This is a genomic window from Pirellula sp. SH-Sr6A (genome assembly GCF_001610875.1).
GTDB lineage: Bacteria > Planctomycetota > Planctomycetia > Pirellulales > Pirellulaceae > JBKCUI01.
In genome coordinates this window covers 2094799-2107429 of the sequence record NZ_CP011272.1, presented here as the reverse complement: position 1 = coordinate 2107429, position 12631 = coordinate 2094799, and the positions used below count along the sequence as shown (strand labels likewise).

Annotated in this window: 8 protein-coding genes and 1 tRNA gene; 6 read left to right on the top strand and 3 right to left on the bottom strand. The window is 54.8% G+C overall.

Annotation, left to right across the window (positions count from 1 at the left end):
* Positions 1–219 precede the first annotated feature (219 nt).
* The gene (locus VN12_RS08325; RefSeq protein WP_240491362.1) at positions 220–1452 is read right to left on the bottom strand and encodes a PQQ-binding-like beta-propeller repeat protein; all 1233 of its coding nucleotides are present in this window, start codon (positions 1450–1452) and stop codon (positions 220–222) included.
* Between the two features lie 209 nt (positions 1453–1661).
* On the opposite strand from VN12_RS08325, the gene VN12_RS08320 reads away from it, so the two are divergent.
* The 6 genes from VN12_RS08320 (at position 1662) to VN12_RS08295 (ending at position 10842) form a co-directional block, all read left to right on the top strand.
* Positions 1662–2447: an ABC transporter ATP-binding protein gene (locus tag VN12_RS08320; RefSeq protein WP_146676387.1), complete on the top strand. Its 786-nt coding sequence runs from the start codon at positions 1662–1664 to the stop codon at positions 2445–2447.
* A complete protein-coding gene (locus tag VN12_RS08315) occupies positions 2444–4309 on the top strand; it encodes a hypothetical protein (protein WP_146676386.1) in 1866 nt (621 codons plus the stop codon). Before VN12_RS08320 ends, VN12_RS08315 begins: the two co-directional genes overlap by 4 nt.
* A 79-nt stretch (positions 4310–4388) precedes the next feature.
* Positions 4389–4460: transfer RNA gene (locus VN12_RS08310), tRNA-Gln, on the top strand.
* Between the two features lie 103 nt (positions 4461–4563).
* A complete protein-coding gene (locus tag VN12_RS08305) occupies positions 4564–5880 on the top strand; it encodes a DUF1015 domain-containing protein (RefSeq protein ID WP_146676385.1) in 1317 nt (438 codons plus the stop codon).
* Between the two features lie 163 nt (positions 5881–6043).
* Positions 6044–8554, top strand: coding sequence for a BatA domain-containing protein (locus tag VN12_RS08300; protein ID WP_146676384.1), 2511 nt, complete (start codon positions 6044–6046; stop codon positions 8552–8554).
* Positions 8554–10842, top strand: a complete 2289-nt coding sequence (locus VN12_RS08295) for a hypothetical protein (protein ID WP_146676383.1) — start codon at positions 8554–8556, stop codon at positions 10840–10842. Before VN12_RS08300 ends, VN12_RS08295 begins: the two co-directional genes overlap by 1 nt.
* A gap of 41 nt (positions 10843–10883) precedes the next feature.
* Here VN12_RS08295 and VN12_RS08290 read toward each other — a convergent pair whose 3' ends face one another.
* A complete protein-coding gene (locus VN12_RS08290) occupies positions 10884–11075 on the bottom strand; it encodes a hypothetical protein (protein WP_146676382.1) in 192 nt (63 codons plus the stop codon).
* A gap of 127 nt (positions 11076–11202) precedes the next feature.
* Positions 11203–12210, bottom strand: a complete 1008-nt coding sequence (locus VN12_RS08285) for a DUF1559 domain-containing protein (RefSeq protein WP_240491361.1) — start codon at positions 12208–12210, stop codon at positions 11203–11205.
* Positions 12211–12631: the final 421 nt, after the last annotated feature.

Genomic DNA, 12631 nt, shown 5'->3' with positions numbered 1-12631 from the left:
AAATATGCGGGGGTGTGGTGTTATCAAACGATGAGCAGGCTGTGAAGAGATGGTGAAGCGAACGTAGGTCACCGCTCTACCTCCCAGGCTCAACAACTGCCGCGTTGAGCGGGCTCATGAACATGCGAGTTCCGACTTTCGCAGGGGCGTGTCGCGCACTGCCCCAAATAGCACTGCCCTGTGTTTTTAGAAGTGCCCTGTGTTTTTAGAAGTGCCCGTCTATTCGATGCAGTAAAGAGCTTCCGCTGTGCGGAGATAGATTCGGTTGTTGGCAAAGACGGGAGTCGCGACGGCTTGGCCATCGAGTTTGTTTTGGCTTACCAATTCCGGCTTGTCATTTGCGATCGATAGAACGAAGCATGTTGCATCTTCTCGCAAGCAATAAAGTCGGTCACCAGCCAGCACAGGGGAGGAGCTGAAGGCTTTGTTGCTCTTAGGCAATTGTTCGTCCCAGAGCGTCTTTCCGGACTCGGCGGCGATGCAAGTTACCAGCCCTTTGTCTCCCAGAAGATAGAGTTTGCCATCGCGATAAGCTGGCGTCGGCACATCGCTCCCTAGATCGCGGGACCATGCAATCCGATCCTTGTCCGTAATTGATTCATCCAACTTCACGGCGGTAAGGGTATTGCCGCGTGCATACGGGCAGATCACCAAATCGCCCGCGACGACTGGGGAAGCAATGCTTCGAAAGTAGCCATCGTTCTTAGGATTGAAACCGCCCAGCTTCCAAAGCAGCTTTCCGTCCGAGACGCGGTGGGAAGTGATATGGTCGGCCCCGAGGGTCAGAATCTGGTTACCTGCCACGGTCGGAGTGGTGTAGGACTGGTTGGCTTCTTGATTGACGTTGAGCCAGCGGTCCGCTTTCCATAGCTCCGCTCCGGTTTTCTTGTCCAGTGCGATCAGGTAACTCGGGCCAGAATGCATGATGGTGATGAGGAAGGCGTTGTCGGTCACGATCGGAGAAGAGCCGAGGTCCCACCACAAGGTATCTTCGCCGTACTTTTCTTGAATGTTCAGAGACCACAGGAGTTTCCCGGATTTGTCGAAGCACCCTGCGTCCCCGCTTTTGAAGTAGGCGAGCATCAAGTTTCCGTCCGTCACCACCGACGAGTTCGCGCCGCTCGCCTTGGCATGCTTTCCTGCTTTGGTTTTCCCGAGCGTTCGCGACCATTTTTGTTTTCCATCTAGCCCCACAGACCAGACGGTATTTTGATCTTCGACCCCGAGGGTGAAAACCAGTTGGTCATCGATCAAGATCGGGGTGGAGGCGCCCCGACCGGGCAGATCCAACTTCCACGCGATGTGCTTCGAATCGTCCCAAGCCACGGGATACTCGCCCGCGGAAGCAACTCCATTGCCGGAGGGACCTCGCCAATTCGGCCAAGGCGTTTGGGCGGCGGCAAAGGTCGAGCATGAGAGTGCGAGGAGTGTGGCGGCAAATCGAATCGGCATGGTGATCTCGTTGTTGGAGGGGAGAGAGGGGGGAGGACAGACGTGTGCGTCCATTTCGCAGATTTTAGCCGACAATCTGCTCTGTCGAAACAGCATCACGACATGTCGAGCATGCACCCTGCCCGATACAATGCCATCGAGTCACCTCCGATTTCATGGATGGTCGTATCGGTTTGGCAAGGAATCAACAAGAGACACGAATAGTCGCCATGGAAAACAACGAATCAACCCATTCCGGTCCGTTCGCAATCGAAACGCACGACTTGACTCGTCACTTTGGGGACAAGACGGCCGTTAACCGGGTACATCTTCAGGTCGATCGTGGAACGTTGTACGGCTTTCTAGGTCACAACGGAGCAGGGAAGTCGACGACGATCAAGATGCTCACGGGACTGTTGGCACCCAGTTCGGGAACGGTTCGTGTTCTGGGGTACGATATGCTCGATTCCAGGGAGAGCCTCGAAGCCAAGCGATTCATGGGAGTAATCCCGGAGAATCTGGCCTTTTTTGATAATCTCACGGCTCACGAGTATTTGATGTTTATTGGGCGCGTGCATCGATTGGATATCCCGACGATTCGCCAGCGGAGCGACGAGCTTCTGGAGCTGCTCTCCTTGCAGAATGAGAAAAAGAAATTGGCCATGGAATATTCCCATGGCATGCGTAAGAAACTTTCGCTGGCTGCAGCGCTTCTGCCCAAACCCCAGCTTCTATTCTTAGACGAGCCGTTCGAAGGGGTTGATGCGGTCGCTTCGGTGACCATCCGAGAATTGCTTTCGCAGTTCGTAGCGCGAGGCTGCACCGTCTTTATCACGTCCCACGTTTTGGAAATTGTCCAGAAGCTGTGCACGCATGTTGGGATCATAACGGAAGGGGAGTTGGTCCATCAGTCTTCGATGGGTGAGATTCTCGCCAGCGGTACGTTGGAAGAAAAATTTCTTTCGATGGCGGGCGCGCAGCAAAACAGCGGGCGTTTGGAGTGGCTTGAGTCATGATACCGAATTGGCTGCAGCGGTTTGTTTCTCCGACATTCTTGTTCATATGGCTCCGCTTTCGTCTTCGATTCAATCAAGTGACCCATAGTTCGAAGCTCGCGCAAGCTTTGGGCGTTCTGGGAATGGTTTTCGTTGCCTTTGCAACTGTTTCCGTGTGGATCGGAGGTCTGCTCGCTGGTTTTTTTCTTACTCGATTGGTGGGGGTGGAGAATCACTATTTGATTTGGGATGGTTTGCTAGTGATTGCGATGGTTGCATGGGCGATTCATGTACTCAATGAGGCGCAGCGAGGTGATCCGATCACTTTTGACAAAATCCTGCACCTCCCCATTGCGCCCACCCAAGCCTTTGTCGTGAACTATTTGAGCTCCCTCGGTTCGACCGTTTTCCTGATGACCGTGGGTGGGTATTTGGGATTCATCCTTGGGACGGTTTTTGTTTTAGGATGGGTCGGCATCTTGTTTTTGATTCCGGTCTCTTGTTTCCTTTTTGCGATGACGGCCGTGACCTATTGGTTGCAAGGTTGGTTGGCTGCCGTGATGGCGAATCCGCGTAAGCGACAGACCGTATTGGTATTGATACCCATCGTGATCATCGTGATGGTTCAGATACCGGTTCAAGTTTTGAATTGGTTAGATGATCGCAATCGAGCGAGGGTTGAGGCCAAAACAACGGAAAAGGATGAAGCGCCGGCCGAGGGGGTAAAGAGCGAAGAGGCCAATCCCACCGATGCGAGAGAGGCCCGGAGGCTGGAACGGGAAACGCGTCGACGTGAGGCGTTGATGCGGTGGAAGCGCGCGATGACGATTGCGAACGACACTGTTCCACCTCTGTGGCCGGCCGGAGCCGTACAGGCTTGGACCGAACCTGGCCATCGATGGTGGCTGCCGTTGGTCACTTCTTTCTTGTTGGTAGCAGCGGGATGTTTAGCGTTGCGTGCCAGCTATCGCTCAACACTTCAGTATTGGCGAGGGGAATGGGAGCAGGGGAGGAGGATCGGACGTGGCGGGGATACCGTTCGTTCAAGGGACGTTGGGAGGGAGGGGACAACCGTCGCACGCCGCATTCCTTGGATCGAACGACGGCTACCATGGAGCTCCGAGGAGGTATCTGCTGTTGCAACGATGACGTGGACCTCGATGTGGCGTGCGCCGGAGGTCAAACTTTATTTGTTTCTACCGTTGCTGGCACCAGCCATATTGGGAATGGTGTTCCGCAAAGGACTGAGCGGAGTGAACGACTACTGGAAGGGGCTGGTGTTGTGTGGTTTTTCAGCCTTTGTCATGTTGGTCGCGTCCGCTGTTTCCGGAAATATGTTCGGGTATGACCGCGCCGGTTTTCGAGCCTTTGTGTTGTCGCCCATGGATAGACGGAATCTTCTCATGGGGCGGAACCTGGCGTATGCACCGTTGGTCGCGGCCTTGTCCCTCGGTTCCACGCTCGTTTTTTGTGTGCTCTATCAAGTCGGATGGGGGATGGCGATCCACACGATGCTGATAAGCTTATCCATGCTCGCGCCCTACCTGTTAGTCATGAATTGGATGGCGATTCTGACTCCTTTTCCGATGGCGAGCGGGAGTGTCCAGCCCAAGCATTTTGATTTTGGGGCGGTGGTACTCAATCTCGTTTTGTCGATGATCCTTCCCATCATTCTCGGAGTGTCGCTGATTCCTCTCGGCGTTCAGTATCTCGTGGGGGAATGGGTTCCGGCGTGGCGAGGTTGGCCGGTGGGGATTCTCCTTTCGGTCTTGCTGCTGATTACGGGTGGATGGCTGCACAGAAAGGTGCTTCCCAATCAAGCAAAACTGCTGGAAAAGCGTGAGAAAGAGCTGCTGCGGATCGTCACATCCAAAGTCGAATAGATCTTGAAAAAAGTAAGGTTGTCAACCGAACCAGGAGTGTATACACTTCGTCCATCGTTGAGGGGAAACCCGACATGATTGCCCCGTGGTGTAATTGGCAACACAAGGGATTTTGGTTCCTTTATTCTAGGTTCGAGTCCTAGCGGGGTAGTTTTCTTTGGAAGCTCGGCTGATGCCGAGCTTTTTTTCTGCCCAGATTGGTAATCGTTTGCAGCGATCCAACGGGTTCTTCGCGACCCTGTCCCCCACCACCGATGCCAGAAATCCAGGCTTTCCGCGGACTCCGATACAATTTGGCTCGAGTGGGCTCGCTGTCCGATTGCATCGCGCCTCCCTATGACGTGGTCGATGCGGAGCTGCAGGACCGACTTTACCGTCTGTCCCCGTACAACTTTATTCGCTTGGAGTTGAATCGTCGGGAGCCGAGCGATCAGAACGATAAAGCAGTGTACGAGCGGGCTGGCCGCATTTATCGGGCTTGGAGATCCGAAGGGGTACTTCAAGCAGAGCCCGATTCGGCGCTGTATGTCTACCATCAGGAGTTCACGGTTGCAGGACAGTCGTATACGCGGCGCGGATTTATGGCGAGGATGCGATTGGAACGGTTTGGGGAGGGAAAGGTTTACCCTCACGAGCAGACGCATTCCAAAGCAAAGGAAGATCGGCTCCAGTTGATGCGAGCCACCCATGCCAACTTGTCCCAAATCTTCGGGTTGTACCCAGATCCAAACAATGAGATTCAAGAGATATTGGCGCAAAAGATCGCCGGGGTACACGGGCTTGTGGCGACCGACCATCTCGGAGTCATCCATCGTTTATGGCCCATCACCGATGTGCAGACGATTCAGCAGGTCTCTGCATTGATGGCGGACCGAGAGATGTTCATTGCCGATGGTCACCATCGCTATGAGACCGCATGCAATTATCGAGACGAGTTGTCGCAATCCGAACCGCTCCCATCTTCGCACCCGGCTCACTTCGTATTGACGATGATGGTGAGTATGGAGGATCCGGGGTTGGTGGTATTGCCAACCCATCGATTGCTGCACGGCGTGCCCGCTTGGGCGACCGAGGAAATTTGCAGCCGATTGGTACCGTATTTCGATTGCGAATTGGTGGCGGAGGGGCCCGAAAGCGCTGGGGCCGTTTGGGCGGAACTGGATCGCTTGGACGAGCCGTGGATCATGGCTTTGTATTCCAAATCGTCTGATCAATGGATTCGCATTTCGGCGAGGCAGGAGGCGGCCGATCGGATGGCGGAGATTTCTCGGGCAGAGTCCCGGGACTGGCAGTCGCTCGGTGTGGCTTTGTTGCATCGCTTGGTCTTGGAAGAGTTGCTCGGACTGAAAGAGATGCCGACACCAACGTATGTTCATTCGGTGAAAGAAGTGATGGATGGATTGCAGGGAAGATTGGAGCAGGGGTTGGAGTATCCGATCGCGGCACTGGTAATGCCTGCAACGATCGACGATATCCAAACGATCTCGCTCAATGAAGAACGCATGCCCGCCAAGAGCACTTACTTCTATCCCAAATTGGTTTCGGGGTTGGTGGTTCACCCGCTTGAATAATCCGAACCACGAGCGTGTTCCCTACCGGGGCGATCGAATGCGCAGATTATTCAGGGGTCAACGCAGCGGCTGTTCGGAGGAAGGCATCCGCTATGGTATGCTGTTAGAGCCAGCTCGCTTGATTTGTGTGTCGATTGGAAGCGGTTAAAGGATTGGATCGTCGATGTCGTTTCTTCATGTTTCGCTATTGGCGGGAGCGTTGCTCGCGGTCGTCCCGATAGCGCTTCACATGTTGGGTCGGAAGCAGCCCAAAGCGATGACCTTTCCGGCGATACGATTTGTTCGACAGACGGCGGTTGCCGCTCAGAAGGGCTGGAGCATCAAACGCTGGTTGCTCCTTTCCTTGCGTGTTCTGCTACTCGTCTTAGCGGCGCTTGCCCTCTCCTCACCGCGTGTCCCGAGCGGGGATTTCGCAAACTATTTGCTTCTCGGCATGTTCGCGCTCTTTGCATTGCTTGCAACAGGAGTGGCAGCGACGGCAGTTGCGAATCGAAAGAGTCGTGGCCTGCGATTGGGCACAGCTCTGATCGCGATTTTGTTGTGGGCATTTACCGGGGTATGGGGGGTTGCAACAGGGCTCGGGGGGGCCAAGCAATGGATGCCGGTTTCGACGGGACCGATCGCGACGGCCATCATCCTCGATACATCTCCATCGATGGGCTATCAGTATCGGAATAAGACGCGGATGGATGAGGCCAAGGAGATGGCCGGATGGCTTATGGACCGATTGCCGGTGGGGAGTCAAATCGCGATCGTGAATTCCGATAGCACCGTTCGACTGCTGGCGGATCGCACTTCCGCCAATAGGCAGCTCGAAAAGACGGTTGTAGAAGGACGGGGAGCTACCCTGGCACAGCGTATTGCTAATTCGATCGATGCTCTGGAGCGATCGGAATTGGAACGGAGAGAGATTTACGTGCTGTCCGATATGTCGACCGTCGCGTGGCGTGATGCCGAGTCTTCTGGGATAGCAACGCGATTGGGGAGTCCCGCCGGACAGACCGTCGTTGAGGAGTCTGCTGTGGGAGGTCAGGGACAAGAGGGGAAGATTCTGGTGCAGCTGATCGATGTGTCGGTGCCGGAGACAGAAAAGAAGAATTGGGGATTAAAGAAGGTCTCGGTTGATCAGCAGTCAACCGTTCCAGGAGGTTCGGTTTCCATCAACATCGAGGTCGAAGGAAGGCCTGGAAGCGGTGCCGAGCAAATGACCGTTGAGTTGGTCGCGGAGCCTGTAGAACGAAACCTTGTTGTGCGTGGCGATACGGTTGTCCAGCCCGAGTTGATTCCTATCGATCGCCAGCTCATCGACATTCCCGACGGAGGAGCCTTCTCAGCACGCTTGACATGGAAGGACTTGAGTGAGGGGACCAATCACGCGCAGATCCGACTCTCGCGCCCCGATCCGCTGATGGTTGATAACACAGCGTTTCTAAGTGTGGAGGCGAAGCCGCAGGGACAGTCGCTCGTAGTGGCCCAGGATATGCGCGATGCTCAGTTGATCGCGTTGGCGATCGAGCCGGCCGAGCAATTGGACCAGGCTGACGGGGATCGGGACGACGGAGTAGCGAGGTCATCCAACGGACCGAAGATCGACACGTATGCGAAGTTGGGGATTGCACCGTTGTCGGACTATTCCAACATTGTTCTGTTCGATCCCAGCGGGGTGGATGCGGACACTTGTGACAAGCTGCAGCGGTGGGTAGAAGAGGGGGGAGGCCTGATGATCGTGATGGGTTCGGCCCACGCAACCCCCGAGGAGTGGATGGACTCACCCATCCGCGTGTTGTTGCCAGGTGTGGTGAAGCGGATTACACGCCGCGATAGCAGCGATCGAGGGATTGTTTTAAGTCCGTCGGTCCTCAATCATTCGATGTGGTCCATTTTTGAGCGACCCGTCGAAGAGATTCCTTGGTCCGCGTATCCCATATTTCGTCATTGGGATTTAGAGGAATTGCGTCCCAGCGCGTATCCGTTGATGCGATTCACGCAAAGCGAATTGCCAGCATTGATCGAGGAAGTGCGGGGGCAAGGCCGCATTGTAACTTGGGCCGTTCCCTACCCCGAGCCTTTTGCCCATGCACCCGGCACCGAGTGGAGTGAATTATTCCGAACCACGCGAGCGGAGTGGCCAGGCTATGCGTTGTTTGTCGGCGCCGTACGTTACTTGGCGTCGTGGAGCGACCAGCAGCTGAACTATTTTGTCGACCAAGCGGCTGTGTTGCATAACAATACGAACAATATGCCCCTCAAGTATCAGCTCTTCGATCCATCGGGCGAGCAATCCAGTGTGGAGTCTTCCAACGAGACGTTGGTATGCAACTACACTCGATTTCCAGGAACCTACAGGATGAAAGGTTTGCGCCCTCAAGGCCCCGTGATTCGTGGGTTTAGCATCAATGTGAAGCCGGAGGAGGTTTCATTGACTCGTGTGAAGGATGAAGTTCTCGCTACCGCGATGGGGCCTGGGAATTATCGTCTTGCTCGCGAATTGAGCGAGCTGGAATCGTCGATCGGTGAAGGGCGGTTTGGACGAGAACTCAGCCCCTTTGTCTTCGCCATGCTGGTGATGTTGTTCATGGCGGAGCAAACGATGGCTAGTCGGTTTTATGCGGCCTCCAAGATGGGTGGAGTCACCCTGCGAGATCGATCTCCCAAGGCCAAGGAGGCGGCCTGATGGATTGGTCGTTGAACCCTGTCTTTGGTGGATACTGGATCATCGGCCTGATCGGGCTCGGATTGCTGGCGGTGTTGATCCTGGTTCAGGAATCGGGAAAGGTCAATCGCTGGCAGTGGTTAGCCTTGTGGTTGATTCGCTTGTCGATTTGTGTGGTGCTTCTGTTGCTTCTATTGCGTCCTGGTGTGACTTTTACGAAGCAATCCAGTCCTCCGGGTACAGTTGCAATTCTGTTCGACGAGTCCGCAAGCATGGGATTGCCTTCCGGAGATGGGAAACTATCGCGTTGGGGGCAGCAGACGGGATTGTTGAATCAAATATGGGGAGATCGCGAGAAGCTTGGGAAAGAGAACAGTTGGGCTGCGTTCGCTTACAGCGAGAGGTTGCGACAAGTGGCGACAGCCAAAGGGATTGAACAATCGGCGTTGTCGCTTCCGGCGGAACCAAGTGGATCGGTCACGGACATCGCAGGCCCCTTGAGTGAGTTGATGGGGGCATCGCTCGATTCTCCTTTGTCCGCGGTGATTTGGTTTGGTGATGGTTCTCAAACGCAAAGTCCTGCAGGGGGAGATCCCCTTCAAATGGCTCGGCGATTGTCGCAACTAGATATACCGCTCTACGTGGTAGGGATCGGCCCCCGCGCCGATAGCGAGAACTCCAGAGATTTAAGTGTGGAGGGTGTCCCTGAGCAGCTGGATGTATTCACGAAGAACCCTGTCAATGTGCTGGGGAGCGTTCGTTGTCGTGGAGTGGCCAACCAAGACGTAACGATTCGCCTCTTGATGCGCCGCGAGGGTACGGAACCTCAAGAGTTGGCTCGGACCAAGGTGCGACCGGTTCGAGCGGATGAAGCGATTCCATTTCAATTGCAAGTCGTCGCGCCGGAACCTGGCGCATACGAGATGGTGGTCGAAGCGATACCGGTCGAGCGGGAAATCGTAGCGCAGAATAACGAGTCCACTGTCTATCTCAATGTACGCGCCGGAGGAGCTCGCGTACTGTATATCGAGGGGGAAGCTCGCTTTGAGATGAAATTCATCCGGCGTGCGCTGGGTGAAAGTCCTGATATCGATATCCTCTCTTTACCAATCAATAAGCCACCTGTTCAAAAGTGGCCCGTCAATTTGCGAGAGCAGCTTTCAGGCGACGTATTCGATTGCATCGTTTTGGGAGACGTCGACTATCGGGCGATCGAAGCGGAGGGAGCTTCTCGTTTGGCCGACATGGTTCGCAATGGAGCCGGCTTGATCACGCTCGGAGGGTACCACACCTACGGGGCGGGCGGTTGGGGGGAATCCGCGCTGCGCGAAGTGTTGCCCGTCCAGATCGGCGGAGCGACTAGGAATTCCATCGATGGCAGAATCCAACTTCAAGAGCAAATCAACGGCCCTGTGAAAGTGATTCCACGTGGCGGTTCCGAAATTTTGCAAATCGATGCACCCGAGCGCAATGAGGAGACTTGGAAAAGTCTAAAGCCTCTACTAGGGGCAAACCGATGGGCGGGCATCAAGAATAACCCGGGGACCGTGTTACTAGCAGAGAGTCAGAATGGTGATCCCCTGATTGTGGCCGGTGTGGCAGGCAATGGCAAAGTGCTCTCGCTGGCCGTTGATTCGACCTTTGTTTGGGCGCGGCAGGGAAAACTGGCGGAACACAAGGCGTTTTGGCGAAAGTTGATCTATTGGTGCATGCGACGGAAGGCGGTGGATGAAGGAATGGAAATGCGCATGACACAGCGGAGGCTTTTTCTGTCACAACCTTCCGAGTTGATCATCGATTGGATTGCGGGAAGCCAGGAATTGGAGATGCCGCAGAACATTGCATTGCACCTGTGGAAAGAGACCGAATCCGGTGTTGTCGATCTCGGAGAGTCCCCTTTGATTAAACGGGATACAGGTTCCTTACGGTCGAATTTTGCCGGCGCTAAAGAGCCGGGGCGGTATGAGTGGCGTGCTAGAGCGATAGCACTCAATGGGAAGGAATTGGAGAGCCGATTGCCTTTTATTGTGGTGGATCGGTCGTTGGAAAGCTTGCAGCCCATTCCTGATTGGCAATTGATGGAGCAAATGGCGAGGCTCAACGCGGACGCGGGAGGTGAATTACTCTCGCCTGATCAGATGTCCGACGTAATGGCGCAGTTGCAGTCGAGACGAAAACAGTCCACAGAAACGGTCGTGGAGAATCGCAAACTGGGTGAAGGTTTGATCGATTCCTGGACGGCTTGCTTGGTGTTCGGATTGCTGATGATCGCCCAGTGGTCGCTACGGAAACGTTGGAATTTGCCGTAGCGAGGTCGATACAGTGCCTTTCGGGAAATCCAAGGGCCCGACTATTTCTTTTTGGCCGGTGCGGACTGAGCCTTTTCCGCTTCTTCGACCGCTGCATCGTGCGCTTTGATTTCGGATTCTATCTCCGCGGTCATATCTGCCTTCGCATCGGAACCAGATCCACAGCCGGTGGATAGGACGAAGGTGATTAGGAGGGGAGAAGCCATCCAAAGCGTAAGTGTATGCGTTTTCATCAATTTCGTATTCTTGGGTATGGGTAAGAGAAAGGGACGAAAAGGTTCACCACGCGGACCGTGCGTTGTAGAGTTGGTGCACGTAATGAACCCGAATCCATCGACTTGGTGCATGCAGGGCAGTGGACTACTCGATGGTGACGGTTTCCCCATCGTCGACCAAGCTCAATCGGCGGAAGACCTCTGCGTCGATGGAGAAGGAGAGGAATTGAACCGAGCCATCTGCAAATCCACCATTCATACCCGAAGTGTGGGACGATCCGAAGAAAGGATGCCACTGATTGAATCGATTGCCATGTTTGGTTTGCGCTACGATCCAAGTAGACCCGTCGAGCCGCGGCGCGCGCGAATCCGCGATGGGTGGCAATCCTTCCTGCAAATTGGACTCTGCAGGGACGATGATCGCCCCGTATCGAACGATGTCTTCGTCCCAGCCCGGATTGCTCCATCGTTCGTTATCACCCCCTTCGCTCCCGTAAGCAGTCGGGTGCAATGCCTTTTCGCCGATCATCAAGGTGTTTGAGGATCCGTCCTTGATTTGCTCGATAGTCAATTTCCAACCTTGGGAGTCGATTTGCCGAACAACACCTCGTTTCCCATTGCTAGGTGCTCCGCTGCGGAGACCGATGGCTGGGTTGCGTTCCCCGGCATTTCCAGCGTAGTCGGATCGATAGGATCCGCCGTAAAGAGTGGGGGAGCGACGGGACGGGCAGGCGTAGGTGGCAGGCAATCGAGCTGCAACCAGATTGTTGCCCGGATTGTCTGCAGAAGCGGTGGTCGGATCGCTGTTTGCGGCGAGGTCGTACAGGTTTTGTTGTTCGATGTAAGGAAGGATGTGGTAGAGCCAGCTGTAGCCAGTGAAGCTGCGGGAATTGCAGCATGAACTCAGAGCATCACCAAACTTGCCATTACCATCCCGAGCCCCGCCCGGTAGGTAGCGTTTTGAGTCTTGGAAGTTGTGGAATGACAATGCCATCTGTTTGATGTTATTGGAGCATTGCATACGACGGGCTGCTTCCCTCGCCGCTTGAACGGCAGGCAGCAGTAGGCCCACGAGGATTCCGATGATGGCAATGACCACCAGTAGTTCAACGAGGGTGAAGCCTTTCCGGCGGCTTGTTTTCAAAATGGACAATGTAAGACTCCCAGTAAACGAACAGAGAAACGAATCTGGATACTGCGACGTGTCGCGAATGGGGTGATCGCGCTATGGGTAGCAGAAGCCAAAGGGAAGGAACCGGAGAGCCGAGGCCTGCGGCATTCCGGGGATATCGTGCACTCATCGCGAGACAACGGACCCATCAAGAGTCCCACCTTCGCAAACTAAGTGCATCGACTTGTTCAACACATGTGCTTCCAACATCGTACGGAAGAATCGTCCCTGCTCAATCGGCTAAAGCAGTCTTTGGATCGAACTTCGCAGACTCTTAACATGGGGCAAGAGATCGACGTCCATCGGCTCGCAGTCGACGGTCAACGTCAATGCGCAGAAGGGGAAAGCTGATCCCATTACGCTGCCTGGAGGAAGGTGGAGAGTTTGGAATCTAGCAGCAAGT

Coding starts and splice junctions, on each gene's coding strand:
- VN12_RS08325 (WP_240491362.1), bottom strand. CDS start 1,452: ATGCCGATTCGATTTGCCGCCACACTCCTCGCACTCTCATGCTCGACC.
- VN12_RS08320 (WP_146676387.1), top strand. CDS start 1,662: ATGGAAAACAACGAATCAACCCATTCCGGTCCGTTCGCAATCGAAACG.
- VN12_RS08315 (WP_146676386.1), top strand. CDS start 2,444: ATGATACCGAATTGGCTGCAGCGGTTTGTTTCTCCGACATTCTTGTTC.
- VN12_RS08305 (WP_146676385.1), top strand. CDS start 4,564: ATGCCAGAAATCCAGGCTTTCCGCGGACTCCGATACAATTTGGCTCGA.
- VN12_RS08300 (WP_146676384.1), top strand. CDS start 6,044: ATGTCGTTTCTTCATGTTTCGCTATTGGCGGGAGCGTTGCTCGCGGTC.
- VN12_RS08295 (WP_146676383.1), top strand. CDS start 8,554: ATGGATTGGTCGTTGAACCCTGTCTTTGGTGGATACTGGATCATCGGC.
- VN12_RS08290 (WP_146676382.1), bottom strand. CDS start 11,075: ATGAAAACGCATACACTTACGCTTTGGATGGCTTCTCCCCTCCTAATC.